25 protein-coding genes are annotated in these 26,630 nt (G+C 71.2%); 8 read left to right on the top strand and 17 right to left on the bottom strand.

The annotated features are described in order from the left end of the window. Window positions 1-11: 11 nt before the first annotated feature. The 8 genes from secF to pdxT all read right to left on the bottom strand — a co-directional run bounded on the left by secF (window position 12) and on the right by pdxT (window position 7,313). Complete coding sequence (gene secF, locus J2W21_RS07190) at window positions 12-1,007, bottom strand: protein translocase subunit SecF (RefSeq protein ID WP_307113801.1); 996 nt, start codon at window positions 1,005-1,007, stop codon at window positions 12-14. Then, window positions 1,007-2,776 (bottom strand): protein translocase subunit SecD, encoded by a 1,770-nt coding sequence (secD, locus tag J2W21_RS07185; protein WP_307113800.1) that lies wholly within the window; start codon window positions 2,774-2,776, stop codon window positions 1,007-1,009. Before secD ends, secF begins: the two co-directional genes overlap by 1 nt. Before the next feature lie 72 nt (window positions 2,777-2,848). Continuing rightward, the gene (yajC, locus tag J2W21_RS07180; RefSeq protein WP_307113980.1) at window positions 2,849-3,295 is read right to left on the bottom strand and encodes a preprotein translocase subunit YajC; all 447 of its coding nucleotides are present in this window, start codon (window positions 3,293-3,295) and stop codon (window positions 2,849-2,851) included. 130 nt (window positions 3,296-3,425) lie between these two features. Next, window positions 3,426-4,496 (bottom strand): Holliday junction branch migration DNA helicase RuvB, encoded by a 1,071-nt coding sequence (gene ruvB / locus J2W21_RS07175; protein ID WP_307113799.1) that lies wholly within the window; start codon window positions 4,494-4,496, stop codon window positions 3,426-3,428. Next, window positions 4,489-5,130 carry a Holliday junction branch migration protein RuvA gene (ruvA, locus tag J2W21_RS07170; RefSeq protein ID WP_307113798.1) on the bottom strand — a complete coding sequence of 214 codons (642 nt, stop codon included), beginning with the start codon at window positions 5,128-5,130 and terminating at the stop codon, window positions 4,489-4,491. Before ruvA ends, ruvB begins: the two co-directional genes overlap by 8 nt. Window positions 5,131-5,277: 147 nt before the next feature. Continuing rightward, on the bottom strand, window positions 5,278-5,862 hold the full coding sequence (gene ruvC / locus J2W21_RS07165) for a crossover junction endodeoxyribonuclease RuvC (RefSeq protein WP_307113979.1): 585 nt from the start codon (window positions 5,860-5,862) through the stop codon (window positions 5,278-5,280). A gap of 54 nt (window positions 5,863-5,916) precedes the next feature. Then, window positions 5,917-6,672, bottom strand: a complete 756-nt coding sequence (locus tag J2W21_RS07160) for a YebC/PmpR family DNA-binding transcriptional regulator (RefSeq protein WP_307113797.1) — start codon at window positions 6,670-6,672, stop codon at window positions 5,917-5,919. Window positions 6,673-6,674: 2 nt separating this feature from the next. Then, window positions 6,675-7,313 (bottom strand): pyridoxal 5'-phosphate synthase glutaminase subunit PdxT, encoded by a 639-nt coding sequence (gene pdxT, locus J2W21_RS07155; protein ID WP_066497963.1) that lies wholly within the window; start codon window positions 7,311-7,313, stop codon window positions 6,675-6,677. Window positions 7,314-7,481: 168 nt separating this feature from the next. Between pdxT and asnB the strand changes: the two genes are divergently transcribed. From asnB to J2W21_RS07140, 3 genes are all read left to right on the top strand, one after another. Further along, window positions 7,482-10,145 (top strand): asparagine synthase (glutamine-hydrolyzing), encoded by a 2,664-nt coding sequence (gene asnB / locus J2W21_RS07150; RefSeq protein ID WP_307113796.1) that lies wholly within the window; start codon window positions 7,482-7,484, stop codon window positions 10,143-10,145. Window positions 10,146-10,281: 136 nt separating this feature from the next. Beyond that, a complete protein-coding gene (locus J2W21_RS07145) occupies window positions 10,282-12,294 on the top strand; it encodes a M3 family metallopeptidase (RefSeq protein ID WP_307113795.1) in 2,013 nt (670 codons plus the stop codon). A 145-nt stretch (window positions 12,295-12,439) separates the two neighbouring features. Further along, window positions 12,440-13,774 carry a phosphoribosyltransferase family protein gene (locus J2W21_RS07140; RefSeq protein ID WP_307113794.1) on the top strand — a complete coding sequence of 445 codons (1,335 nt, stop codon included), beginning with the start codon at window positions 12,440-12,442 and terminating at the stop codon, window positions 13,772-13,774. 26 nt (window positions 13,775-13,800) lie between these two features. On the opposite strand, the gene J2W21_RS07135 is transcribed toward J2W21_RS07140, so the two are convergent. The 5 genes from J2W21_RS07135 to acsA are packed head-to-tail and all read right to left on the bottom strand — an operon-like array spanning window position 13,801 to window position 19,105. Further along, window positions 13,801-14,055 (bottom strand): phosphopantetheine-binding protein, encoded by a 255-nt coding sequence (locus J2W21_RS07135; RefSeq protein ID WP_307113793.1) that lies wholly within the window; start codon window positions 14,053-14,055, stop codon window positions 13,801-13,803. Beyond that, the gene (locus J2W21_RS07130) at window positions 14,052-15,326 is read right to left on the bottom strand and encodes a dihydrolipoamide acetyltransferase family protein (protein ID WP_307113792.1); all 1,275 of its coding nucleotides are present in this window, start codon (window positions 15,324-15,326) and stop codon (window positions 14,052-14,054) included. Before J2W21_RS07130 ends, J2W21_RS07135 begins: the two co-directional genes overlap by 4 nt. A 7-nt stretch (window positions 15,327-15,333) precedes the next feature. After that, window positions 15,334-16,314 carry an alpha-ketoacid dehydrogenase subunit beta gene (locus J2W21_RS07125; RefSeq protein WP_307113791.1) on the bottom strand — a complete coding sequence of 327 codons (981 nt, stop codon included), beginning with the start codon at window positions 16,312-16,314 and terminating at the stop codon, window positions 15,334-15,336. Next, on the bottom strand, window positions 16,311-17,306 hold the full coding sequence (pdhA, locus tag J2W21_RS07120; protein ID WP_307113790.1) for a pyruvate dehydrogenase (acetyl-transferring) E1 component subunit alpha: 996 nt from the start codon (window positions 17,304-17,306) through the stop codon (window positions 16,311-16,313). Before pdhA ends, J2W21_RS07125 begins: the two co-directional genes overlap by 4 nt. Then, window positions 17,303-19,105 (bottom strand): acetate--CoA ligase, encoded by a 1,803-nt coding sequence (gene acsA / locus J2W21_RS07115; protein WP_307113789.1) that lies wholly within the window; start codon window positions 19,103-19,105, stop codon window positions 17,303-17,305. Before acsA ends, pdhA begins: the two co-directional genes overlap by 4 nt. Before the next feature lie 204 nt (window positions 19,106-19,309). Between acsA and J2W21_RS07110 the strand changes: the two genes are divergently transcribed. From J2W21_RS07110 to J2W21_RS07100, 3 genes are all read left to right on the top strand, one after another. Next, window positions 19,310-19,648 (top strand): hypothetical protein, encoded by a 339-nt coding sequence (locus tag J2W21_RS07110; protein ID WP_307113788.1) that lies wholly within the window; start codon window positions 19,310-19,312, stop codon window positions 19,646-19,648. Between the two features lie 53 nt (window positions 19,649-19,701). Continuing rightward, the gene (locus tag J2W21_RS07105) at window positions 19,702-20,088 is read left to right on the top strand and encodes a hypothetical protein (RefSeq protein ID WP_307113787.1); all 387 of its coding nucleotides are present in this window, start codon (window positions 19,702-19,704) and stop codon (window positions 20,086-20,088) included. A gap of 201 nt (window positions 20,089-20,289) precedes the next feature. After that, window positions 20,290-21,045 (top strand): FG-GAP repeat domain-containing protein, encoded by a 756-nt coding sequence (locus J2W21_RS07100; protein ID WP_307113786.1) that lies wholly within the window; start codon window positions 20,290-20,292, stop codon window positions 21,043-21,045. A 116-nt stretch (window positions 21,046-21,161) separates the two neighbouring features. On the opposite strand, the gene pdxS is transcribed toward J2W21_RS07100, so the two are convergent. Genes pdxS through thrS form a run of 4 tightly spaced genes read right to left on the bottom strand, consistent with a single transcriptional unit; the run spans window position 21,162 to window position 25,366 of the window. After that, complete coding sequence (pdxS, locus tag J2W21_RS07095) at window positions 21,162-22,070, bottom strand: pyridoxal 5'-phosphate synthase lyase subunit PdxS (protein WP_307113785.1); 909 nt, start codon at window positions 22,068-22,070, stop codon at window positions 21,162-21,164. Window positions 22,071-22,127: 57 nt separating this feature from the next. Further along, entirely contained in the window at window positions 22,128-22,739 is a 612-nt protein-coding gene (gene pgsA / locus J2W21_RS07090; protein WP_307113784.1) for a phosphatidylinositol phosphate synthase, read from the bottom strand. Continuing rightward, the gene (locus J2W21_RS07085; RefSeq protein ID WP_307113783.1) at window positions 22,729-23,352 is read right to left on the bottom strand and encodes an HIT family protein; all 624 of its coding nucleotides are present in this window, start codon (window positions 23,350-23,352) and stop codon (window positions 22,729-22,731) included. Before J2W21_RS07085 ends, pgsA begins: the two co-directional genes overlap by 11 nt. Window position 23,353: 1 nt before the next feature. Then, complete coding sequence (gene thrS, locus J2W21_RS07080) at window positions 23,354-25,366, bottom strand: threonine--tRNA ligase (RefSeq protein WP_373423086.1); 2,013 nt, start codon at window positions 25,364-25,366, stop codon at window positions 23,354-23,356. A 173-nt stretch (window positions 25,367-25,539) separates the two neighbouring features. On the opposite strand from thrS, the gene J2W21_RS07075 reads away from it, so the two are divergent. Further along, on the top strand, window positions 25,540-26,268 hold the full coding sequence (locus J2W21_RS07075; protein WP_307113781.1) for an SOS response-associated peptidase: 729 nt from the start codon (window positions 25,540-25,542) through the stop codon (window positions 26,266-26,268). A 79-nt stretch (window positions 26,269-26,347) separates the two neighbouring features. After that, a complete protein-coding gene (locus J2W21_RS07070; protein ID WP_307113780.1) occupies window positions 26,348-26,608 on the top strand; it encodes a mycoredoxin in 261 nt (86 codons plus the stop codon). Window positions 26,609-26,630: the final 22 nt, after the last annotated feature.

The following is a 26,630-nucleotide window of genomic DNA, read 5'->3' as shown; positions in this document are numbered from 1 at the left end:
CGCGTGGCCGCTCAGACGGCCGCGTTCGCCGAGGACCGACGCGCCTCGACACGCTCCGCCTGCTGGCGGAGGCCGGGCTCCCGCTCACGCAGCCACGCGTACATCGGCGCTGCGATGAAGATCGTCGCGGCGGTGCCGATGAGGATGCCCACGAACAGGGCGAGGGAGAGGTCCCGCAGGGTGCCCGCGCCGAGCAGGCCGGCGCCGATGAAGAGGATCGCGGCGACGGGCAGCACGGCGACCATCATGGTGTTGATGGAGCGCACGAGGGTCTGGTTCACGGCGAGGTTGACCTCCTCGGCGAAGGTCCGGCGGGTCGACGCCGTGATGTCCGCGGTGTTCTCGCGGATCTTGTCGAAGACCACCACGGTGTCGTAGAGCGAGTAGCTCAGGATCGTCAGGAACCCGATGATGGCCGAGGGCGTGACCTCGAACCCGCTGGCCGCGTAGACGCCAGCGGTGATGATCATCGTGACGAACATGCCGGTGAGCGCGGACAGCGACATCTTCCACGTGCGGAAGTAGAGCGCCATGAGCACGGCGGCGAGGACCACGAAGATCACGAAGCCCAGCAGGGCCTGCTTGGACACATCCGCCCCCCACGTCGGCCCGACGAACGAGGACGTGACATGGTCGGCGGCGACCCCGTACGAGGCCGCGAGCTTGCCCTTCACCTCGAGGGTCTGGGTGTCGCTGAGCCGCTCCGTCTGGACCCGCATCGTCCCGGGCGCGATGTTGCTCACCCGGGGCTGATTGCCGGGCGCCACGGAGTCCACGGCCTGCTCGCCGCGGTGGACGTCGGTGGACGCCGTGTCGGAGATCCGGAACTCGCTGCCGCCCCGGAACTCGATGCCGAGGTTGAACCCGCCGGTGAACACCGGGATGAGGATCGAGATCAGCACGAGCACCGCGGCCGTGCCGAGCCAGACCTTCTTGCGCTCCACGAAGGGGTAGGAGCGCTTGCCGGTGTAGAGCTCGTTGCCGAAGCGTGCGAAGAAGTTGGACATCAGTTCTCCTCCCCCGCGCCCTTGGACGCGCGGCCGCTCCGCCCGGAGGCCGCGGTCATCTCGGACTGCTTCTGGGCCTCCGCTGCGCGGCGCTCGGCAATGGTCATCCGCCGGCCTGCCTCGCGGGCGGCGGCGGCGTTCTTGGGCTTCAGGTTGGCCCTCGCGGCCTCGGAGGCCTCGCGGAGCCGGCCTGCGCCCCGGTAGAGGGGCACGGCGCCCAGCCGTTCCGGATCGAGCCCGGAGAAGCGGTGGCCCTCCCCGAAGAACCGGGTGCGGGCGAGCACCTGCAGCATCGGGTGGGTGAACATGAAGACGACGATGAGGTCGGCGATCGCGGTGAGGCCGAGGGTGAAGGCGAAGCCCCGGACGTTCCCGACCGCGACGAAGTACAGCACCACCGCGGCGAGCAGGTTGACGGCCTTGGAGGCCAGGACGGTGCGCTTGGCGCGCTTCCACCCGTTCTCGACGGCGGAGACCAGGCCGCGGCCCTCGCGGAGCTCGTCGCGGATGCGCTCGAAGTAGACGATGAACGAGTCCGCCGTCTGGCCGATCGCGACGATGAGGCCCGCGACGCCGGCCAGGGACAGGCGGTAGTTCTCGGTCCAGCCGAGGATGGCGATCGCGAGGTAGGTCAGCGCACCGGCGACCACGAGCGAGGCGATCGTGACGAACCCGAGCGCGCGGTACTGGAAGAGCGAGTAGACGACCACGAGGAGCAGGCCGATCGCACCGGCGAGGAGGCCCATCTCGAGCTGCTGGGTGCCCAGCGTCGCGGAGATCTGGTCCTCGCTCTGGATATCGAAGCTGATCGGCAGGGCGCCGTAGCGCAGCTGGTCCGAGAGCGCCTGGGCGCTCTGCTGGGTGAAGTTGCCGGTGATCTGGGGACGGCCGTCGGTGATGACGGCCTGCGTGCGGGGCGCCGAGAGGACCCTGTCGTCCAGCACGATCGCGAACTGGGCCTTGGGATCGTTCTGGTTGGCGACGTAGTAGCCGTTGAGGCGCTCCGTCACGGCCTTGAACTTCTGGGTGCCGGCGTCGTTGAACTGGATGTTCACGGCCCACTCGTTCGTGACGGCGCCCTGGCGCCCCTGCTGGAGCTGGAAGGAGGACCCTGCGATGTCCGTGCCGACGACCTCGACGGGGCCGAGGATGTACTTTGCCGCGGGCCGCGACCCGTCTGCGGGCTCGCAGGTCACGAGCGGCTTGTTCGGGTCCGAGCGCTGGGTGCTCTCCGGCTGCGGCTTGGTGCAGTCGAGCGCCTCGTACTGCTTGTAGACGTCGGCGGTGATCCAGTTGCTGTCGCTGGCGTTCTTGGGGGCCGCCGTGGGCTTCGGGAGCTTGTCGGCCGTGAGCCTCTGGTCGGCCGGGACGGCCGCCGGATCGCCGGCAGTGAGGACCGGACGGAAGTTCATGTCCGCGGAGGCCTGGATGAGCTGCCGCGTCTCCGCGGAGGGGGTGCCGGGGAGGCTCACCACCACGTTGCGCCCGGACTGGGTGCTGATCTCGGCCTCGGACACGCCGGAGCCGTCGACGCGCTGCCGGATGATCTCGACGGCCTGGTTGAGCTGGTCCTGGTTGATCTCGGACCCGCCCGAGACCTTGGGGGCGAGGATCATCTCCGTGCCGCCCTCGAGGTCGAGGGCGAGCTTCGGCGCCCAGGACGCCTGCCCGGCCAGCTTTCCGCCGCCGAGGATGCCGACGAGGGCGAGCAGGATGACGCCGAGTGAGATGAGGGTCTTCAGTCCCGGCCGCGTGCGGGATCGTGCCATGGTGGTCCTTCGATGGGGGACGGCGCCTTGTGGGCGCGGAGCCGCCCGGCGGTGGCCGGGCGGCGCGTTCGGCTACTTGCTGGTGTTGCCTTCGTCGTTGAGGCGCCGCAGGGTCTCCTCGGGCGTCTCGTCGAGCCGGTCCTCCGGGCGGGGAGCCGCCTCCTCGGGCTTGCCGAGGGTGATCCCGGACGACGGCGCCGGGCCGGCCTCGGGGGTGCCCTCGCCGGCGCCGGCGATCGGCGCGGCGGGCTCGCCGGCCACGGGGGCGGCGGGCTCGATGACCTTGGTCACGGCCTGGCGGTGGACGGTCGCCTCGTTGCCGGGGCTCAGTTCGAGGACCACCTTGTTCTCGGCGTCGTTGACCGAGACGATCCTGCCGTAGAGGCCGAAGCTGGTCATGACCTCCACGCCGGGCTGGAACTTGGACTGCATCTCAGCCTGCTGCTGCTGCGTCTTCTTGTTCCGCCGGAACATGGTGAAGATGAAGAAGGCGAAGACAGCCAGCAGGAGGATGGTCATCAGGTCCATACGAGGTCCAATCTGTGTGGGGCTCGGGTAGCGTTCGGGCGGGTCCCGGGCGCAGCATAGAGGCCCTCGGCCGGGCGAGGGTGCGATCCCAGTCTAAGGGCACGCCGCGGTGGCCGCCCGATCAGTCCAACGATTCGTCGGCCTCGTCCGAGCCCGGACCGAAGAGGGTTGCGCTGTCGGCGAACGGCGCGGTGGCCGGAACCGGGAGGCCCAGGTGCTCGTAGGCGAGGGGCGTCGCGATCCGGCCGCGGGGCGTCCTGCCCATGAGGCCCTCGCGCACCAGGTACGGCTCGGCGACCGTCTCCACAGTCTCCGGCTCCTCGCCGACGGCGATCGCGAGCGTGGACAGTCCCACGGGGCCGCCGCCGAACTTGGTCACGAGCGCAGTCAGCACCCCCCGGTCGAGCCTGTCGAGGCCCCGCGCATCAACCTCGTACATGTCGAGGGCGGCGCCCGCGGACCGGGCGTCGATCTGGTCGATGCCGTGGACGAGCGCCCAGTCGCGGACCCGGCGCAGGAGCCGGTTCGCGATGCGCGGCGTGCCCCGCGACCGCCCCGCGACCTCGGTGAACCCGGCGGAGGTCACCTTCAGGTCCAGGAGCCCAGCGGAGCGGCGCAGCACGAGCTCGAGTTCCTGGACCGTGTAGAACTCGAGGTGGCCGGTGAATCCGAAGCGGTCGCGCAGCGGCCCGGGCAGGAGCCCGGCCCGGGTGGTCGCGCCGACGAGCGTGAACGGGGGCAGGTCGAGCGGAATCGCGGTCGCGCCCGCGCCCTTGCCCACCACGATGTCGACCCGGAAGTCCTCCATCGCCATGTAGAGCATCTCCTCGGCGGGGCGCGACATGCGGTGGATCTCGTCGAGGAAGAGGACCTCGCCCTCCGAGAGCGAGGACAGGATCGCGGCGAGGTCGCCGGCGTGCTGGATCGCCGGGCCGGAGGAGATTCGCAGGGGCGCGTTCATCTCCCCCGCGATGATCATGGCCAGCGTGGTCTTTCCCAGCCCGGGCGGGCCGGAGAGGAGGACGTGGTCCGCGGTGCGGCCGCGCATCCGGCTCGCCTCGAGCACGAGCGAGAGCTGGCGGCGGACGCGCCCCTGGCCGACGAACTCGTCGAGGAACTTGGGCCGCAGCGCCGCCTCGAGGACCCGCTCCTCGGGCTCCTCCTGGCTCGCCACGAGGGACGGCTCAGCCACGGGCCCCGGCCTTCAGCGCCCGAGCACCCTGCCCCAGCCAGCGCAGCGTGGCCCGCAGGATCTCGGGGACGCTCCCCGTGGCGGCGACCTCCGGCGCGTCGGCCATCGCCTTCTCGATGCTCGCGGCGGCATCCTTCTCGCTCCAGCCCAGCGATGCCATCGCCTCGATGACCTGTGCCTTCCACGGAGCATCGGTCCCCGGGGCGGCGGCAGCGGGCTCCTCCCCCGTCCCGAGCGGGACGAGCTTGCCCTTGAGCTCGAGCACGAGCCGGGCGCCGACCTTCGGGCCGATGCCGGGCACCTTGGTGAAGGCCTTCGCATCCTCCGAATGGGCCGCGACGCGCACCGCCTCCGGGCTGTGGACCGCCAGGACCGCCAGCGCGAGCCTCGGCCCCACTCCGGAGACCCCCAGCAGGACCTCGAAGACCTCGCGCTCCTCGGCGTCCGCGAACCCGAAGAGGGTCAGGGAGTCCTCACGGACCACGAGCGACGTGTGCACGGTCGCCTCCTGGCCGACCCTGAGGCCTGCGAGGGTCTGGGGGGTAGCCCAGAACGCCATGCCGGCACCGTTGACGTCGATCACGCCGGAGGAGAGCCCCACGTGGGCGACCGGACCGCGGAGGAAGCTGATCACCGATACCCCTTGCCTTGCCCGTTGCCGTGGCCATTGGATCCGAACATATCTACGAGAACTCTAGCGGTCGACGGCGTCGGCGCGGCTCACCGGCCGCGGCGCGCCTTCGCCTCGGCCCGCCCTTCCGCCACCCGGACTCCGCTCGCCTCACCGGCCGCGGCGCGCCTTCGCCTCGGCCTCCTGCCACAGCCGCTGTGCGGCCGTGAGCGCCGTGGCCTGCATCGCCGTCGTGCGTCCCACGGCCGACGGCGAGCCGGGGGCGCTCCCCCGCCACGCGTGGGCGAGCGCGAGCGCCAGCGCGTCGGCGGCATCGGCCGGGCGGGGTGCCGTCTCGAGCCGGAGGATCTTGGTGACCATCCGCGTGACGGCCTCCTTGTCAGCGCGGCCGCTGCCGGTCACCGCGGCCTTGACCTCGCTGGGGGTGTGCAGCGCCACGGGGATCCCGCGACGTGCCGCGGCGGCGATCACCACGCCCGAGGCCTGCGCGACCCCCATGACGGTGCTCACGTTCAGCTGGGAGAAGACGCGCTCGACGGCGACGACCTCCGGCTCGTGGCGGTCGAGCCATTCGTCGATCGCCCGGGCGATGGCCAGCAGGCGCACGTCGAGGGGCTCGTCGGCCTTCGTCCCCACGACGCCGACGGCGACGAGCGTGGCCCGGCGGTCCGCCGCGACGTCGACGACGCCGATCCCGCAGCGGGTGAGGCCCGGGTCGACGCCCAGGACCCTCAGCCCGGCGCCCGGCCCCGCAGCGCGCGCGCCGGGCGCCTCAGGGGAGTCCACGCCTCAGTCGTTCTCGAGCTCCGCCATGACCTCGTCGCTCATGTCGGCGTTGGTGTAGACGTTCTGGACGTCGTCGAGGTCCTCGAGCGCGTCGACGAGGCGCACGAACTTGCGCGCGCCGTCCGCGTCGAGCTGGACCTCCATCGAGGGCACGAACTCGGCCTCGTCGGTGTCGTACTCGATGCCGGCCTCGGTCAGTGCGTCGCGGATCGCCTGCAGGTCTCCGGGCTCCGAGTACACGATCCAGTTCTCGCCGCCGTCCTTGACCTCTTCCGCGCCGGCGTCCAGGACGGCAAGGAGGAGGTCGTCCTCGGACAGGCCGTTCTTGGGCAGGCCCACGACGCCCCTGCGGGTGAACAGGTAGTTGACCGAGCCCTGGTCGGCCATCGAGCCGCCGTTGCGGGTCACCGCAAGACGGACGTCCGCCGCGGCACGGTTGCGGTTCTCGGTCAGGCACTCGATGAGCAGCGCCGAGCCCTGCGGGCCGCGGGCCTCATAGGTGATCTCGGTGTACTCGATGGCCTCGCCGGTCAGACCGGCGCCGCGCTTGATGGCCCGGTCGATGTTGTCGTTGGGGACCGAGTTCTTCTTGGCCTTGCTGACCGCGAGATCGAGGGCGGGGTTGCCCGAGAGGTCCGGGCCGCCCATGCGCGCGGCGACCTCGATGGTCTTGATGTACTTGGCGAACGCCTTGGCACGCTTGGCGTCGACGACAGCCTTCTTGTGCTTGGTGGTCGCCCACTTGGAGTGGCCGGACATGCCTACGCTTCTCCTCTGATCATGCGGATGAAAAGTTCATGGATACGTGTCTCGCCCGTCACCTCGGGGTGGAACGATGTGGCGAGGAGCCGTCCAGAACGCACTGCGACAATTCTAGACCTGCCTCCCAGCGTCGCCGTGTGCGACGCGTGGGCGGGGTCGACCTCGGCGAGGACCTCGACGTCCGGGCCGACGCGCTCGACCCAGGGTCCGCGGATGAACACGGCGTGGACGGGTCCGCGGCTCTGGTCGACCTCCTTGAAGTCCAGGTCCGTCTCGAACGACTCCCGCTGGCGGCCGAACGCGTTGCGCCGCACCGTGATGTCGAGGCCGCCGAACGACTCCTGGGGCCGCCCGGCGAGATCCGGGGTGGGGTCCGCGATCTCGTCCGCGAGCAGGATCATCCCGGCGCACGAGCCGTACACCGGGAACCCGGCACGGATCTTGGCCCGCAGCGGCTCGGCGATGCCGAAGGCCCGCGCCAGCTTGTCTATCGTGGTCGACTCCCCGCCGGGGACCACGAGGCCGTCGACCTCGTCGAGCTCCTCGGGACGGCGCACCTTCACGGCCCGGGCGCCGGCCTGTTCGAGGGCCGCGAGGTGCTCGCGCACGTCGCCCTGCAGGGCGAGCACGCCGACCACGGGTGCGCCGGGGTCCTGGGCTGGGCGGGGATCCGGGGCGGTCTGCGGGGAGGTCGCGGCGTTCGATGTCACCGTGACAGTCTAGTCGCCGCCCTCGGGGCCGGTCCGCGGGGGCCCCGCCGGTAGCATGGAGCGCAGACCCGCAGGACAACAGATGAGGACAGCACTATGTGCGGAATCGCCGGCTATTTCGGCGCAGGGCTCGATGAATCGCTCCTTGAGGCGATGAACACCTGCATCGTGCACCGGGGGCCCGACGGCGAGGGCTACTTCACCGACGGCAGCGTGGGCCTCGCGCACCGGCGGCTCGCGATCGTCGACGTCGCGCACGGCCAAGAGCCGATGATCAGCGCCGACGGCAAGACAGTCCTCGTCTACAACGGCGAGGTCTACAACTACCGCGAGCTGCGGGCAGAGCTCGAGGGCGCCGGCCGCAGCTTCCGCACCGCCTCCGACACCGAGGTGGTGCTCCAGGCCTACGAGGAGTGGGGCACCGAGGCGTTCGACCGCTTCAACGGCATGTTCGGCCTGGCCATCCTGGACCAGCACCGCGGCCAGCTCGTCCTGGCCCGCGACCACTTCGGGATCAAGCCGCTGTACTGGGCCAACGCCGGCACCGAGCAGGACCCCCAGCTCCTCTTCGCGTCCGAGATCAAGCCCATCCTCGCGACGGGGCTCATCGAGGCCCGGCCCAACGAGCGGATCCTGTACCGCTACCTCCAGTACCGCATCCACGACGACACCGAGGAGACCTTCTTCGACGGCGTCCGCAAGCTCCTCCCGGGCGAGATGATGACGGTGGACCTCGCGACGGGCCGCTTCCGCATCTCCGCCTACACCCGCCTGCGGGAGGAGCTCGCCGAGCTCGCCAAGGTCAACACCCCCTACACCCAGGACGTCGTCGACGAGTACCGCCGGCGGTTCACCGAGGCCATCCGGCTCCGCCTCAACTCGGAGGTCCCGGTCGGCAGCGCGCTCTCTGGAGGGCTGGACTCGTCCGCCGTCGTCGTCACGATCAACCGGCTCATGCAGGAGAAGGCGGAGGGCCTCGAGGCCGTCGGCGCGAAGCAGAACACGTTCAGCGCGGTCTTCCCCAACGCCATCAACGACGAGGAGGCGTACGCCGACGCCGCGATCGCCGCGTGCAGCGGGAACATCGAGGCGCACAAGATCAAGCCCACGCCCGAGGGCTTCGATGCCGACCTGACCGACTTCGTCCGCACCATGGAGGAGCCCATCATCTCCTCCGGCCCCTACGCGCAGTACTGCGTCATGAAGGAGGCGTCCAAGCACGTCACGGTGCTCCTGGACGGCCAGGGCGCCGACGAGATGATGGCCGGCTACATCCCCTACTACTTCGCGTACCTGCGCCAGCTCAAGGCCGCCGGAGACTACGCGACGCTGGCCAAGGAGTCGGGCTCGAGCCTGGACATCTTCTACCGGCTCGGCCGGTTCCGCCTCAAGGGCATGGCCAGCGGCAAGAAGACCGTCTCCATGGGCACCCTGCTGAAGAAGTCCTGGACGGGGAAGTTCTCGAACGAGTCGTTCGGCAACATCCCGGCCAACCTCAAGGCCCGGCTCATCGACGACCTGTTCGCCAAGTCCCTGCCCTCGCTGCTGCGGTACGAGGACAAGAACACCATGCGCTTCTCCCTCGAGGGCCGCGTGCCGTTCCTGGACAAGGAAGTGGTCAAGTACCTGTTCAGCCTCTCGGACGAGGCGATCATCAAGGAGGGCTGGAACAAGCGCGTGCTCCGCGACGCCACGCGCGGCCTCCTGCCGGAGATGATCAGCAACCGGCGCAACAAGATCGGCTTCACCACCCCCGAGGCCGAGTGGTTCACCCTCATGAAGGAGCGCATCTACAAGGTCTTCATGTCCAACTCGTTCTACTCGCGCCCGTACTGGGACCGCGAGCAGGTCCTCACCGCCTTCGAGGAGTACCTCAACGGCAAGAACGACGCCGACACGATGATCTTCTGGCGCCTGCTGAACGTCGAGCTCTGGCTGCGCGAGTTCATCGACAAGGATGAGGCGCCCGCGGACGTCAAGGCGGACAAGAGCGACTACGAGGCCAACCCCGGCAAGGAGCTCGACATCGCCTCGGGCTCGGGCGTCTACCGCCGCTATCCCCTGCAGACGGGCGTCTTCGCCAAGGACACCGAGCTCGCCCCCGCCGTCACCTCCTACGTCACGCGGTTCTTCGACGGTCTGCCGGGCGCCCCCGAGGAGGCGCGTGCCGCCGTCGACGGCAAGGCGTGGTACCTGCTCGTGAGCGAGAAGATCGTCGCGATCACCCAGGGCCGGTCCTTCCCGGTCTGGGAGATCGAGGTGACCCCGGCGGCCCGCATCCTGTCGAAGTTCGTCACCCGCACCCCCGCCGGGATCGGCCTCGGAAGCCCGTGGTCGATGCAGATCGCCATCAACGAGGTGGGCCTGCCGCTGATCGCCAAGGCCGCTGCCGCGTCCGTGGTGGGCAAGGTGCAGGGCAAGAGCGGCGTGTTCTACGACGTGGTCGGCCACAACATCAACGCGATCGACGGCGCCACGCCGTACAGCCTCGGAGCAGCGAGCAACTCGGTGAAGCTCGCCCCGAAGGACCCGGAGGGCGTGGCCCGCGCCCTCAGCGCGGCCGTGCGCGCGGCGCTCCCGGCCGGCGCCGCCGACCTGTTCGGCGGGACGGCGATCATGGACGCCAACGACCTCGGCGTCGTGGTGATGGGGCACGACACCGACCTGCCGACGGAGACGATCGCCGGCATGTTCAAGGACAACCCCCAGGGGCAGGGGGCCCAGGCCACCCCGATGTCGCTCGTGTTCACGCAGGGCTGACGGCCCGGACCTCCGGGACCATCCCGCGTACGACGGCGGCCGCGCACCTCGCGCGGCCGCCGTCGCCCGTTCGGGGGCCCGGCACACCGGCGCGGCCCCCTTGTCCGCGCGCCGGAGCACATGAAAGCCTCACTTCATGACGAACCCGCTCCTCGCCCCCAGCCCGCTCCCCTACGGGCTCCCGCCCTTCGCCGACCTGCAGGACGCCGACTACGCCGAGGCCGTCCGGGCCGGACTGGCCGAGCACCTTGCCGAGATCGAGGCGATCACGGGCAGCAGCGCGGCGCCCGACTTCGAGAACACCGCCGTGGCCATGGAGCGCTCGGGCGGCCTGCTGAACCGCGCCGTCTCGGCGTTCATGACCCTCGTGTCCTCGCACGGCACCGACGGCATCCGGGCCCTCGAGAGCGAGCTCATGCCCGAGCTCTCCGCCCACGAGGACGCAGTGTACCTCAACCGCGCCCTCTACGAGCGCTTCGCCGCGATCCCCGTGGAGGGCCTCGACCCGGAGTCCGAGCGCCTCGTCTCGGAGTGGCTCGCCGCCTTCCGGCGCGCCGGGATCGCGCTCGACGATGCCGGGCAGGAACGCCTCCGGGAGGTCAACGCCGAGCTCACGCGCCTCGGGACGGAGTACGGCCAGCGCGTCGCGAAGGGCATCAACGAGGCCGCGGTCCTCGTCACCGACCCCGCCGAGCTCGCCGGCATGCCTGAGGACGACAGGGCCTCCGCCGCCGAGGCGGCGCACGCCGCCGGGCACGGGTCCGGCTGGCTGCTCACGTTCATCCAGCCCACGGCCCAGCCGCACCTCGCGGTGCTCGAGGACCGCGGGCTGCGGCGGCGAATCTTCGAGGCCTCGGTCTCCCGCGGCAGCTCCGGCGGGGAGACCGATGTCCTCGACCTCGTCACCGCGATGGCCCGGCTGCGCGCCGAGAAGGCCGAGCTGCTCGGCTTCGCCGACTTCGCCGAGCTGGCCGTGGACGACCAGACGGCGCCGTCGATCTCGGCGGTCGAGGACATGTTGGGCCGGCTGGCCCCGGCGGCCGTGCGCAACGCCGCAGGCGAGGCGGCGGCCCTCGCCGAGGCCGCGGGCCACGAGCTCGAGCCCTGGGACTGGGCCTTCTACTCCGCCAAGGTCCGCCGCGAGCGCTACTCCGTGGACGAGCAGGCCCTGCGGCCCTACTTCGAGCTGGACAGGGTGCTCGAGGACGGCGTCTTCTTCGCGGCCGGGAAGCTGTTCGGGCTCACCTTCCGCGAGCGCGCGGACCTCACGGGCTACCACGAGGACGTGCGCGTGTGGGAGGTGCTGGACGCCGACGGCTCAGGCCTCGGCCTCTTCCTCGGCGACTACTTCGCCCGGCCCACCAAGCGGGGCGGCGCCTGGATGAACTCCCTCGTGGAGCAGTCGCGGCTCCTGGGCCACTCCCCCGTGGTCATCAACAACCTCAACGTCCCCAAGCCCCCGGCCGGCGAGCCGGCGCTCCTGACGCTGGATGAGCTGCGGACCGTCTTCCACGAGTTCGGCCACGCCCTGCACGGCATGCTCTCCGACGTGCAGTACCCGCGGTTCTCGGGCACCAACGTGCCCCGGGACTTCGTGGAGTACCCGTCCCAGGTGAACGAGATGTGGATCTTCGATCCCGACGTCGTCGCGAACTACGCCCGCCACCACGCCACGGGCGAGCCGCTCCCCGCGGAGACCCTCGCCCGGCTCGACGCCGCCCGACTGTGGGGCGAGGGCTTCGCCACGACCGAGTACCTCGGCGCGTCCCTCCTCGATCTGGCCTGGCACCGACTGCGCCGCGGCGAGGAGCCCCAGGACGCCCTCGCCTTCGAGGCGAAGGCGCTCGCCGATGCCGGGGTGTCCGTGCCCCTCGTCCCGCCGCGCTACCGCACCGGCTACTTCCAGCACATCTTCGCCGGCGGCTGGTACGCCGCGGGCTACTGGTCCTACATCTGGAGCGAGGTCCTCGACGCGGACACGGTCGAGTGGTTCAAGGAGAACGGCGGCCTCACACGCGCGAACGGGGACACGTTCCGGCGCGAGCTCCTCTCCCGGGGCAACTCCCGGGATCCGCTGGCCTCCTTCAAGGCCTTCCGCGGCCGGGACGCGGACGTCGCCCCGCTTCTGGCCCGCCGCGGCCTCGACTGAGCGGCCCGGCCGCGCGGCCCCGCGAGGACCCTCCCCCGCGGGGCCCTTCGCTGCACTGCGTTGCCCGGAATCCCGCTTTATGGACGTTGTGCCCTGCCGCGGCGTGCCCGGCGGAGGGACAGTGGAGGCACGCGAGGAGGTCGCCATGCACGTCTTCAAGGACAGGTCCCAGGCTGGCCGCGAGCTCGCCAGGGCCCTCACCCGGTTCCGCCACCAGGACGCGGTGGTCCTCGGACTCCCCCGCGGCGGTGTCCCCGTCGCCTTCGAGGTGGCGGTGGCCCTCGACGCTCCGCTCGATGTGATCGTGGTGCGCAAGCTCGGCGTCCCCTTCCAGCCCGAGCTGGCCATGGGGGCCGTCGGCGAGGGCGGCGTCCGCGTGCTCGACGAGCACGTCATCGCGGTCTCGGGCGCCACCGAGCGGGAGCTTGCCCTGGTGGAGGCCCGCGAGCGTGAGGTGCTGCGGGAGCGCACAGCGCGGATCCGCGCGATGCGGCCGCAGGAAGACCTCCGGGGGAAGACGGCGATCGTGGTGGACGATGGGATTGCCACGGGCTCGACGGCGCGCGCCGCGTGCCGGGTGGCGCGTGCCCTCGGCGCGGCGCGGGTTGTCCTCGCGGTCCCGGTGGGACCCGCGGACACCGTCGGCGAGATCGCGGAGGCCGACGAGGTGGTCTGCCTGACCACTCCGTCCCCCTTCCGCGCCGTCGGACGGTTCTACCGCGACTTCTCGGCGACGACGGACGACGACGTGCTGCAGCTCCTCGACGCCGCGGCCCGGCGCGCGGTGCACCCCGGGCCCGTCGACTCCCCGGCCCCGATCGACGAGGACGTCGCCATCCCGGTGGACGACACGACCGTCCGGGGCTCGCTGCACCTGCCGGCCACGGGAGCCGTGGTGGTGTTCGCGCACGGCAGCGGCAGCAGCCGCCACAGCCCCCGGAACCGCGCCGTGGCGCGGGTGCTGAGGGACGCCGGCTTCGGCACGCTGCTCATGGACCTCCTCTCCCCCGAGGAGGAGCTGCTGCGGCACGCCGTGTTCGACGTCGAGCTCCTCGCCGCGCGCCTGAGCGCGGTGACCGACTGGCTGCGAGCCGTGAGTGCCGGGGTCCCGCGGCCGGTGGGCTACTTCGGGGCGAGCACGGGGGCGGCGGCCGCGCTCTGGGCCGCCGCCGAGCCGGGGGCGGATATCGGCGCGGTCGTCTCGCGCGGCGGCCGGCCGGACCTCGCCGGGCCCCGGCTCGCGGCCGTGCGCGCGCCGACGCTGCTGATCGTCGGTGGCGCGGACCGCCAGGTCCTCGAGCTCAACCGGGAGGCCGCGGCCCAGCTCACGTGCCGCCATCGCCTCGAGATCGTCCCCGGGGCGACTCACCTGTTCGAGGAGACGGGCGCGCTCGACGCCGTCGCGCGGCTCGCGCGGGACTGGTTTGCCGAGCACCTCGTGGGCGAACCGGAGTCGCCGGCCAGGGCGGGCACCGCCTGAGGCGCTGCCTGCTTTCGTAGGCGCGGTCAGGCGCCGGGCGGCCGGTGCGCGGCCAGGTAGCCGACGAGCCCTCCGACGGTGGTGACCGCCGGATAGTCGCGCTCGGGGATGTCGATCCCGGTCGCGGCGGCCAGCTGCTCGATGAGCCGCAGGAAATCGAGGGAGTCGAGGTCCAGGTCCTGCCTGAGCCGGTCGGAGTCGTCCAGCGTCGCGGGATCGATCTCGGGGGCGATCTGGCGCAGGGCGGCGGTGACGGCCGAGCGGGGGTCTACGGGTGTCATAGGTCCTCCGGGGTGAGCAGGAGCTCTTGGAGCCGGTTGAGGTAGCGGCTGCCGCCGAGGCCGTCGGTCACGCGATGGTCTGCGGAGAGGGTTGCGGTGGCGGCCATCCGGACTCCGAGCATCCCGTTCTCCGCCCAGGGGCGCTCGGCGACCCGTCCCAGCCCCACCATGGCCACCTGAGGCGGAACGATCACCCCGAACACGGCCTCGACCCCGAGGTCGCCGAGGCTCGTCGCCGTGATGGTGGCGCTCGCCATCTCCGTCCGTGCGAGGCGCCCGGCCCGGGCCCGTGCCACGAGGTCGCGCAGCCTCTGCATGAGCTCGTCGACGCTGAGCCCGTCGGCGTCGAGCAGCGCGGGGGCCACGAGGCCGCCGCCGCGCAGGGCGACCGCGACGCCCAGGTGCACGTGCTCACTGGGGGCGAAGCCGTCGTCGGTCCAGAACCCGTTCATGCCGGGCACGTCCCGTGCCGCCACGGCCGCGGCCTTGAGCAGGAAGGCCGCGGGGACGAGGCGGTCGGAGACGGGGCGGGCGACGTTGCGCTCCTGCATGAGGGCTCCCATCCGGGAGAGGTCGAGCGTGGTGCTCACGTAGTAGTGCGGGATGGTGCCCTTGGACTTGGCCATGAGGGATCCGAGGGAGGCCCGCAGGCTCGCCGCGCGCCCGGCGGCGGGGGCCACCGCTGCGGGTACAGCGGCCGGAGCTACAGCGGCCGGAGGTACAGCGGCCGGAGGTACAGCGGTCGCCGGCTCCTGCGGCGCCCCGGCCGCCGCCCGGCGCACGTCCGCCTCGGAGATGCTCCCCTGCTGGCCGGTGCCGGTCACCGCCGCGAGGTCGATGCCGAGCTGGGCCGCGAGGCGCCGCGCGAGGGGCGAGGACCGCACGCGCCGGCCGCCCGGCGTCGGGCGCGGGACCGCCGCCGGTGCGCCTGCAGCCTCCGCCGGCGGCGCGGGAGCCGCGGGCAAGAGGGCGGACTCGGGCGGGACCGGCGGTGCGGCTTGCGGGGCGGGCGGGGCGGCGCGGCCCCCGTCCCCGGGAGGGACCTCTTCCCCCGGCTCGGCGAGGCTGAGGATGGGAGTGCCGACCGGGACGGTCTCGGAAAGGTCGACCAGGTAGCCGCCCACGACGCCGTCCTCGAAGGACTCGACGTCCATGAGGGTCTTGTCCGTGTCCACGACCGCGATCAGGTCGCCCTGGTGGACCGTGTCGCCCGGGTGCACGAGCCACTCGACGACCTTGCCGTGCTCCATGTCCGCCCCGAGCGAGGGCATGCGCAGCTCATGCACCGGCCGACACCGCCTCGAGGGCCGCCGCGACCACGCGGGCGGCAGAGGGCAGGGCGGCCTCCTCGAGGTGCTTGGGGTAGGGCATCGGGACCTCCGCCCCGCACACGCGGGCCACGGGGGCGTCGAGCTCGTAGAAGGCCTTCTCCGCGATCCTTGCGGCGATCTCGGCCGAGAGGCTCCCGCTGCGCCACGCCTCGTCGACGATCACCGCGCGGTGGGTGCGGGCCACGCTGGAGAGGATGGTCTCCTCGTCGAGCGGCCGCAGCGTGCGCAGGTCGATGACCTCCGCGGCCACGCCCCGCTCTGCGAGCTGCGCTGCGGCGTCGAGGGTGAGCGGGAGGGTGCCCCCGTAGGTGACGAGTGTGACGTCGGTGCCCGGGCGACGGACCTCGGCGCGGTCTATGCCGACGGGGCCGGCGTCGTCGGAGAGCTCTCCCTCGGCCGCGTAGAGCGAGCCGTGCTCGAAGATGAGCACCGGGTCGGGATCCGCCAGGGCGGTCCAGAGCATCCCGCGGGCGTCCTCCAGGGTCGCGGGAGCGAGCAGGCGCAGCCCCGGGATGTGCGCGTACCAGCCCTCGAGGCTGTGGGAGTGCTGGGCACCGAGCTGCCGGCCCGCACCGGTGGTCATGCGGATCACGAGCGGGACGTTGAACTGGCCGCCCGACATGTGCAGCAGGGACGCGGCGCTGTTGACGATCTGGTCCAGCGCCAGCAGGCTGAAGTTCACGGTCATGATCTCGACGATGGGCCGCATCCCGTTCAGGGCTGCCCCGATCCCGGCGCCGACGAACCCGGACTCCGAGAGCGGGGTGTCGCGGACGCGGTCCGGCCCGAATTCCTCGAGCAGGCCCAGGCTCACCGCGTAGCACCCGCCGTAGGCGCCCACGTCCTCGCCCATGAGGAACACCCGGTCGTCGCGCTGCAGGGCCTCGCGGAGGGCCGCACGCATGGCCTCCCGGTAGGTCGTCTTCACGGTGCGCGCCCCTCGCTGTAGACCCAGCGCCCGAGGGTCTCGATGGGCTCGAGCGTGCCGGCCTCGGCGAACGCGACGGCGTCCTGGACCTCGTCCTCGACCTCGCGCTCGAGGGCCGCCCACCCGGCGTCGTCGAGCTCGCCCGCGTCGGCGAGGGAAGCGCGCAGGAGGGGGATGGGGTCGCGCTTCATCCAGGAGGCGACCTCGGCCCGGTCACGGTAGCGCTCGGGGTCGAACATCGAGTGGGCGCGGAAGCGGTAGGTGCGCAGCTCGAGGAAGTACGGGCCGCCGCCGGCCCGCACGGAGTCGACGGCCTTCCTCGCGGCGTCGGCGACGGCGAGCGCGTCCATCCCGTCCACCTCCCAGGCGGGGACGCCGTAGGCGGCGGCCTTGAGGGCGAGGTCGGTCTGGGACTCGGAGCGGGCGAGGGCGGTGCCCATGGCGTAGAGGTTGTTCTCGCAGCAGAACAGGACGGGCAGGCGCCACAGGGCGGCGAGGTTGATGCTCTCGTGGAACTCCCCCTCGGCCATCGCGCCCTCGCCGAAGAAGCACACCGTCACGCGGTCGCGGCCCTGCATCGCGTCGCCGAGGGCGAGCCCGACGGCGAGGGGCAGGCCACCGGCCACGATGGCGTTGCCGCCGAAGAAGCGCGCGTCCGCGTCGAACAGGTGCATGGACCCCCCGCGGCCGTGGCTGCAGCCTTCGGCACGGCCGTACATCTCGGCCATGAGCTTCCTCGCCGGGACTCCGGCCAGGAGGGCGTGTCCGTGCTCCCGATAGGTGGCCACGATCGCGTCGCCCGGCTCGACGGCGCTCGTGACACCGGCCACGACGGCCTCCTCGCCGATGGAGACGTGCAGGAAGCCGCGGATCTTCTGCTCGGTGTAGAGCCGCACGCAGGCCTCCTCGAGGCGCCGCACCCGCAGCATCGCCCTCAGGAGGGCAAGGGGGCCGCCCGGGCCGGGCTCCGCCGGGCCCGCGGGCGCCGTCATGGCCGGGCCTCGAGCGTGGAGACGTCGCCCTCCGGCAGGCCCAGCTCGCGCGCCCGGAGCAGGCGGCGGAGGACCTTGCCGCTCCGGGTGTGGGGCAGGGCCGCCACGAACTCGATCTCGCGCGGGGCCACGGCGGCGCCCAGACGGCGGCGCGCGAACCCGAGGATGTCGAGGCGGAGGGCCTCGCTGGCCTCGTGCCCGGCGCGAAGCTCGAGGAAGGCCTTGACCAGCTGCCCCGCGACGGGGTCGGGGACGCCGATGACGCCGGCCTCGGCCACGGCGGGGTGCTCCATGAGGGCGCTCTCGACCTCGAAGGGGCCAATGAGGTGGCCGGAGGACTTGATGACGTCGTCTCCGCGGCCCACGAACCAGTAGTAGCCGTCGGCGTCGCGCGTGGCGAGGTCTCCGGTGAGGTACCAGCCGCCCACGAAGCACTTGCGGTAGCGCTCGTCCTCGTTGAGGTAGCCGCGGAACATGGACGGCCAGCCGGGCCGCAGCGCAAGCTCGCCCACCTCCCCTGCGTGCGCCACGGGGAGGGCCTCGCCGTCCACGAGCACCGGACGCTCGTCGGGTCCACGCTGCAGCACGGTCGCCTCGACGCCGGGCAGCGGCCTGCCCATCGATCCCGGGCGGATGTCCATCGCGGCGTAGTTGGAGATCATGATGCCGCCGGTCTCGGTCTGCCACCAGTTGTCGTGGACGGGCAGCCCCAGGGCGTCCTGGCCCCACAGCACAACCTCCGGGTTGAGTGGCTCGCCGACGCTCGCGACGAACCGCAGCGCGGACAGGTCGTGGCCGGCCGCCCGCTCGGCGCCGGCCTTCATGAGCATCCGCAGCGCCGTCGGGGCCGTGTACCAGACGCCCACGCGCTCCTGGGCGAGGATGCGGTACCAGCGGTCGACGTCGAGCTCCTCCTCGTCGACCACGGTGGTGACTCCGTGGACGAGGGGGGCGATGATCCCGTAGGAGGTGCCGGTCACCCAGCCCGGGTCCGCGGTGCACCAGTAGACGTCGTCGGCGTGGAGGTCGAGGGCGTAGCGGCCGGTCGCCCAGTGGGCCACCACGGCCTCGTGGACGTGCAGGGCACCCTTGGGCGTCCCGGTAGTGCCGCTCGTGAAGTGCAGGAGGGCGTAGTCCCCCGGCCGGGTCGGCGCGGTCTCGGGGAGTGGCTCGGCCCCGGCCATGAGCGCGGCGAGGTCGAGCGTGCCCGGCTCCGGCTCGCCGTCGGCGTCGACGAGGAGCACGTGGCGCAGGTCCGGGCAGTCCGGCCGGAGGGCCGCGACCTTCTTCCGGTAGAGCGCCCGCGTGGTGACGAGCACCCGTGCGCCGCCGAGGCGGAGCCGCTGCCGGACCGGGTCCGGGCCGAACGCCGAGAACAGCGGGCAGAACACGCCGCCCGCCTTGAGAGTCCCCAGGACGGCCGCATAGAGCTCGGGGCGCCTGCCCAGGAGGGAGAAGACGCGGGCGCCCGGGCCGACGCCCAGGGCCCGGAGCAGGCCGGCGAACCGCGCCGTGCGCTCGGCAAGGAACGCGTAGGTGAGGGGCTCGACGGAGCCGTCCGCGTGGACGAAGCGCAGCGCCTCGTGCTGCGCGCGCGGGCCGGCGGCGTGCCGGTCCACGGCCTCGTGGGCGATGTTGAGGCCTCCGCCGGGCAGCCCGTCGAGGTTCTGCCGGGCCGCCTGCCAGGTGAAGGACGAGCATTCGCGCTCGTAGTCCGCGAGGTGCGGGAGGACGGTCAGCGCGGACGGATCCTTGCGGATCGTGGGCCACACGGTGCCCGTCGGTGTCTCGGCGCTCACCTCACCATGACACGCCCGGCGATCCGGCCCGGCCCAGTGCCTAAAGTCCCCGGGCGCCCCGGCGGCAGCGTCGCGGCAGGGCGTCACCCCCCTCCATCGCCGCCACTCGCGTCACCGCGGAAAAGCCGCAGAATATATGCCACTTTAGGTAGTCTTGCTACCGGTGGCGCCTCCGCCACCCATCACCACCCGATCGGGAGCACCATGGACCCCAGACATCGCCGCGAGCTCGCGGCGCAGGCCGACCTCCCAGCAGTCCCAGTGACGCCCCCGGTCTCCCCGTCGCTGCTCACGGGAAATGTCATCGCGCTGCCGCGCCCTGAGCCCGCCCCGCCCCTGCACGAGGCCATGCTCGAGATGCTGCACGAGGCGCGGCGGCGCGGCATGTCGCACACGAAGGACTCACTCCCAGCCTGCGAGCTCATGCTGGAGATCCACGCCCCGGCCGGCGAGCTGATGGGGATGCCCTGCGCAGCCTGCCACGAGCCGTGGCCCTGCACGACGGCGCTGGACATCCTCGGAGGCCTGGAGCCCATCGTCTAGGCTGGAGAGCCGCCATGGGCCCCGCGGCGTCCCGCGTTGGGACGAAGCGTAGGGTGAACCACGTGAGTCGGCAGCGATGGCCTCAGCGGATCGGCTGGATCGCTCTGGCAGTCGTGAGCGGCGGCATCATGGTCTTCGGCATAGTGATCGCCATCGCGCCGATGGGCCCTGATGAGTTGCTCTACCGCGCTGACGGGCTAGCCTCGATCGGACTGGGCCTCCTCGGCGGTCTCCTCGCCCTGATCCCGTACCGTCGGCGCGAGCGCTGGGCATGGATCGCGCTCTGGTTCTACCCGGTCTTCTGGACCATCCATCTGGTCGCCGGACTGCCGCCGGGCAAAGACCACATCCACCAGGTCGTCTTCATTGCCCTCTCCCTGCTAGGGCTGCTCCTGCCTGTGCGGGCATTCTTCCCACGAGGCCCAACGGCTGTCCGCTGAAGGACTCCTCGGCCGGCAGACGGGAGGTGCCAAAGGCCGCGCGTTACTCCCCGGTTACTTCTCATTGACGGGGGCAAAACGGCGGCTCTACCTTCTAGCATGAAAAAAGCGCCATTTCGTCTGGTGACAGGCATCGTCGGGCTGTTCGTCCTGGGCACAGGATTTGCTGGGACGGCTCAAGCTTCCGCGCAAGACGCAACGGTGCAGGCCGCATCCACCCGTACCGACTACCGGGACTTCAACGGCGACGGCAACGCGGACGTCCTCGCGCGCGACAGCTCCGGCACCCTGTGGCTCTACCCCGGCAACGGCTATGGCGGCTTCCTGGCACGGAAGAGGATCAGTGGCGGGTGGAGCCACATGACCGCCATCATCACCGGGTACTTCACCCGGAGCGGCCACAACGACATCGTCGCCCGGGGCTATGACGGCAACCTCTGGCTCTACGCGGGCAACGGCAACGGAACGTTCAAGCCCAGGGTCAAGATCGGCTCCGGTTGGAATGCCTTCACCACGATCCAGAGCTACGGCAGCACGACGCACGGCACCGGCATCCTGGTCCGCGATAAGTCCGGCGTCCTCTGGGACTACCGGTTCAACACCGCCACCCGTCACTTCAGCCCCAAGAGACTTGCCGGAGGCTTTGGCCAATACACCAAGATGCTCTGGGTGGGCGACTGGAGCAATGACGGCAACTATGGGGACGTCGTCGCCATCGACAAGTTCGGCAAGTTCTGGCTCTACGCCGAGGACCCCTACGGCACGTTCTACCCGCGCCGCCAGATCAGCCCCACCGGACCCTCGTACACCGCGGTCATCTGCCCTGGGGCCTGGGACGGCCGTGACGGCGAGCCTGACCTGATGGGCTGTGACAGCAGGGGCATCCTCTATGTGTTCAGCCCCACAACGACCCCACACCGGGTCAGCCACGGCTGGAACGGCTTCACACTCTTCTGAACAACTACCCGGTACACCGGCGGGACGCTCCGTCGGCGGACCACAGCGCCCAACGAGCGAGGCCCACGCCGCCAGAGAATGGCAGCGTGGGCCCGAATCGCCACGTAGAAAGGCGTCTACCAGCCGCGCTCGGCGAGGCGGTGCGGGGCGGGGATGTCGTCGACGTTGATGCCGACCATGGCCTCGCCCAGGCCGCGGGAGACCTTGGCGATCATGTCCGGGTCGTCGAAGAAGGTCGTGGCCTTCACGACGGCGGCGGCGCGCTCGGCCGGGTTGCCGGACTTGAAGATGCCCGAGCCGACGAACACGCCGTCTGCGCCCAGCTGCATCATCATCGCCGCATCCGCCGGGGTGGCGATGCCGCCGGCGGTGAACAGCACGACGGGGAGCTTGCCGGTCTCGGCGATCTCCTTGACGAGCTCGAACGGGGCCTGCAGCTCCTTGGCCGCGACATAGAGCTCGTCCTCGGGCAGGGACGTGAGGCGCTTGATCTCGGCGCGGATCTTGCGCATGTGCGTGGTCGCGTTGGAGACGTCGCCGGTGCCGGCCTCGCCCTTGGAGCGGATCATCGCCGCGCCCTCGTTGATGCGGCGCAGGGCCTCGCCGAGGTTGGTCGCACCGCACACGAACGGGACGGTGAACTTCCACTTGTCGATGTGGTTCTCGTAGTCGGCCGGGGTCAGGACCTCGGACTCGTCGATGTAGTCCACGCCGAGGGACTGCAGGACCTGCGCCTCGACGAAGTGGCCGATGCGGGCCTTGGCCATTACCGGGATGGAGACGGCCTCGATGATCGAGTCGATCATGTCCGGGTCCGACATGCGGGACACGCCGCCCTGGGCACGGATGTCAGCAGGGACGCGCTCGAGCGCCATGACGGCCACGGCGCCGGCATCCTCGGCGATCTTCGCCTGCTCGACGTTGACGACGTCCATGATGACGCCGCCCTTGAGCATCTCGGCCATGCCACGCTTGACCCGGTTGCTGCCGGTCGTGGGAGCCGAGGCGTTTGCTTCAGTAGACACGTGCTCGTCTTTCTTGTCGCGCGGAAAGCTTGGAAACGTCTGTGGGGACACCTCAGTCTATCCCCGGCGGCCCGCCTGCCGGTGCACCGCGAGCACCCGCTGGACCACTGTGACGGCGCTGGCCGCCGCGAGGAGGCCGAGCGTCCACGTCAGGAAGGCCACCGGCAGGCCGAGGCCCACCAGGCCCGCCACAACGAGGGTGGAGACGAGGCGCTCGGCGCGCTCGGCGATGCCGACGTTGGCGGCATACCCGAGGGACTCCGCCTTCGCCCGGGCGTAGGAGACGATGTTGCCGAGGGCGAGGCACGCGACGGCGAGGGCCCCGGTCACGAAGCTCTGCCCCCCGCCGAAGAACCAGAAGGCGAGCCCGCCGAACACCGCCGCGTCCTGGACGCGGTCCAGGGTCGAGTCGAGGAATCCGCCCCACGTGCCCGCGCGCTGCGACAGGCGCGCCATGAGGCCGTCGATGACGTCGGAGAACACGAACGCGGTGATGACCACGACGCCCCAGAAGAGCTGGCCGAGGGGGAAGAGGATGACCGCGCCGAGGGACACGCCGAGCGTGCCGGCGAGCGTGACAGCGTCCGGGGAGACGTGCAGGCGCAGCAGCAGCCGCGCGAGCGGGGTGAAGACGCGGCTGAAGGTCTCGCGCGCGTGCCTATTGAGCACCCGCGGCCGTCCCCTCGCCCGGCCAGGCCTCCGCCAGCAGCCGGCGCGTCTCGTCGAGGGTCTGGGTGATCTGCTTGGTCTGGGCGATGATCGGGAGGAAGTTCGCATCCCCTCCCCAGCGCGGGACCACGTGCTGGTGCAGGTGCGCGGCGATCCCGGCCCCGCCCGCGTCGCCCTGGTTGATCCCCAGGTTGAACCCATGCGGGCGGGAAACCGCCCGGATCACCCGCATCGCCGTCTGCGTGATCTGCGCCATCTCCGCGGTCTCCTCGGCGGTGATGTCCGTGTAGTCGGCCACGTGGCGGTAGGGGCAGACCAACAGGTGGCCCGGGTTGTAGGGGAAGAGATTCAAGATCGCGTAGCAGGTTCGGCCGCGGTGCACGATGAGCGACTGCTCGTCGCTCCGGCCCGGCGCGGCGCAGAAGGGGCAGTCCTTGTCCTTGTACTGGCCCTGGCCGCCCTTGACGTAGGCCATCCGGTGCGGGGTCCACAGGCGCCCGAACGCGTCCGGCGTCCCGGGGAGCTCGAACGGGTCGGTCACCGCGGCGTCAGCCGCGGCCGCCTCGACGGCCGAGTCCGCGTGCTGGCCCTGGGCGCCCCCGGACCCCGCCATGTCAGAGGGCCCTCGAGCGGACGGCCTCGACGATCCGCGCCACGGCCGCCTCGACGGGCACGCCGTTGTCCTGGCTGCCGTCGCGGAACCGGAACGAGACGGCCCCGGCGTCGGCGTCGTCGCCGCCGGCGATGAGCACGAACGGCACCTTCTCCTTGCTCGCCGTGCGGATCTTCTTCGGGAAGCGGTCGCTCGAGGCGTCGACCTCCGCGCGGATCCCTTCCTTCTTCAGGCGGTCCACGACGTCGTACAGGTAGTCGTTGAACGCCTCCGCGACCGGGATGGCGACGACCTGGACGGGGGCGAGCCACGCCGGGAATGCGCCCGCGTAGTGCTCTGTGAGGACGCCCAGGAAGCGCTCGATCGAGCCGAACTTCGCGGCATGGATCATGACCGGCTCCTGGCGGGTGCCGTCGGCGGCCTGGTACTCGAGCCCGAAGCGGGCGGGCTGGTTGAAGTCGTACTGGACGGTGGACATCTGCCACGTCCGGCCGATCGCATCGCGGGCCTGGACCGAGATCTTCGGGCCGTAGTAGGCGGCGCCGCCCGGGTCCGGGACGAGCTCGAGCCCGGTCTCGAGGGCCACCTGCTCGAGGACGGCCGTGGCCTCCTCCCACTGCTCGTCGGTGCCGATGAACTTGTCCGACTCCGGGTCACGGGTGGAGAGCTCGAGGTAGAAGTCGTCGAGGCCGAAGTCGCGCAGGAGGGAGAGGATGAACGTCAGCAGGTGCTTGACCTCGCCCGGCGCCTGCTCCTTGGTCACGTACGAGTGGGAGTCGTCCTGGGCGAACCCGCGCACGCGGGTGAGGCCGTGGACCACCCCCGACTTCTCGTACCGGTAGACGTGGCCGAACTCGAACAGCCGCATCGGCAGCTCGCGGTAGGACCGGCCGCGCGAGCGGTAGATCAGGTTGTGCATCGGGCAGTTCATGGCCTTGAGGCGGTAGTCCTGGCCCGGCTTGGTGATGTTGCCGTCCTCGTCGCGCTCCTCGTCGACGTGCAGCGGCGGGAACATGGTGTCCGCGTAGTACGGCAGGTGGCCCGAGGTGTGGAACAGGCCGTCCTTCGAGATGTGCGGGGTCCCGACGTACTGGAAGCCCTCCTCGATGTGCCGGCGGCGGACGTAGTCCTCCATCTCCCGCTTGATGATCCCGCCCTTCGGATGGAACACGGGCAGGCCGGAGCCGAGCTCGTCGGGGAAGGAGAACAGGTCCAGCTCGGCGCCGAGCTTGCGGTGGTCGCGGCGCTCGGCCTCGGCGATGCGATCCTGGTAGGCCTTGAGGGCCTCCTTGGTGGGCCAGGCGGTGCCGTAGATCCGCTGGAGCTGGACGTTCTTCTCGTTGCCGAGCCAGTACGCGGCCGCGGAGCGGGTGAGGGCGAAGGCGTTGGAGATGAGCTTGGTGTTGGGCAGGTGCGGTCCGCGGCACAGGTCGCACCAGATGACGTCGCCGCTCTTGCGGTCGATGTTGTCGTAGATCGTGATCTCGCCCGCGCCGACCTCGACGTTCGCGCCCTCCTTCGCGGCGGCGTCGTGCGCCTTCGAGTCCTGGTCCTTGACCCCGAGGAGGACGAGCTTGTACGGCTCGTCGGCCATGGCCGCGCCGGCCTCGACCTCCGTGACGACGCGGCGCCGGAAGACCTGGTTCTGGTTGACGATCTTGAGCATCATCTTCTCGAGGGTGCGCAGGTCCTCGGGAGTGAACGGCTCGTCGACGTCGAAGTCGAAGTAGAAGCCGTCCTTGATGTACGGGCCGATGCCGAGCTTGGCGCCGGGGCGGAGCTGCTGCACCGCCTGGGCCATGACGTGGGCGGTCGAGTGCCGCAGGACGTTGAGGCCGTCCTCGCTGGCGATGTCGACGCCCTCGACCGCGGCGCCGCCGGGGACGGCCTGGTCGAGGTCCTTCAGGACGCCGTCGACGCGCATCACGACGATCTCGCGGTGCCCGTCGAACAGCTCGGTTCCCGTGGTGCCCTCCGTCACGGTTCGCTGTTCGCCGTCGACGGTGATCGTCATCTGCTGGGCCTCTGGCACGGGTGTCTCCTCGTCATGTTCCGGCTTCATAGCTTGTGGCATACGGGGACCACAGCCAGCCAGCGTCAAGCCTATCGGATCGCGTCCCCCGTCCCGGGCGGCGACGGGCCGCCGCCGTCGTGGCCCGCGGGAGCCGCCGCGGCCATAATGGGCGCATGTGCGGCAGATACGTCATGGCCCGGCCCGTGGGGGACCTCGTGGCGGAATTCGACGTCGACGAGACCTATGTCGACGCCCTCGAGCCCTCCTTCAACATCGCGCCCACGGACCCGGTTCCGATCATCCTGGACCGGCGCGAGAAGGACACCGGGGAGATCTCCCGCAAGCTCGTCACGGCGCGGTGGGGACTCGTGCCCCCGTGGGCGAAGGACACCAAGGGCGCCGCCCGCCTCATCAACGCCCGCCGTGAGACGGTCACGGAGAAGCCCTCCTTCCGCAAGGCCGCCGCGGCCAAGCGGGCGCTCGTCCCGGCGGACGGCTACTACGAGTGGGAGAAGAGGGAGAGCACGGCGAAGCCCGGGAGCATCGAGAAGGTCCCGACCTACCTGCACGCGCAGGACGACGGGCTGCTCGCCTTCGCGGCGCTGTTCGAGAACTGGCCGGACCCGACCCTCCCGCCGGACGATCCCCACCGGTGGCTGCGCACGTGCACGATCCTCACCGGACCGGCGTCGGACGCCCTGGGCTACATCCACGACCGCACCCCGGTCATCGTCCCCCGCGACATGTGGTCGGACTGGCTCGACCCGGAGACGACCGCCGAGGCGGACGTCAGGGCGCTCATCGACTCGATGCCGGAGCCGCACCTGGCCCCGCGCGTGGTGGGCAGCCTCGTCAACAGCGTCCGCAACGACGGCCCTGAGCTCATCGAAGCGGCCGGCTGAGCCCTGCCGGCGCCGGGAATTTCCCGCGTCCGCTGAACGTTCTCACTGCTTGGATCCCCCAACCCCTAGGAGTACACCCATGGACACCTTCACCCCGGCCGCCGGCACCATCACGATGTTCTCGACGACCTGGTGCGGCTACTGCAACCGGCTCAAGAAGCAGCTGGACGCCCAGGGCATCGGCTACACCGAGGTGAACATCGAGGAGGTCGAGGGCACCGCCGAGCTCGTCGAGCAGCTCAACGGCGGCAACCAGACCGTCCCGACCGTGCTGTTCCCGGACGGCACCGCCGCGACCAATCCCTCGGCGGCGCAGGTGAAGGCCAAGCTCGGACTCTGACTGGTCCCGTGCAGACGGCGGC

The organism is Sinomonas atrocyanea, assembly GCF_030811715.1.
Classification (GTDB): domain Bacteria; phylum Actinomycetota; class Actinomycetes; order Actinomycetales; family Micrococcaceae; genus Sinomonas; species Sinomonas atrocyanea_A.
This window is presented reverse-complemented; position numbering and strand designations above follow the sequence as displayed.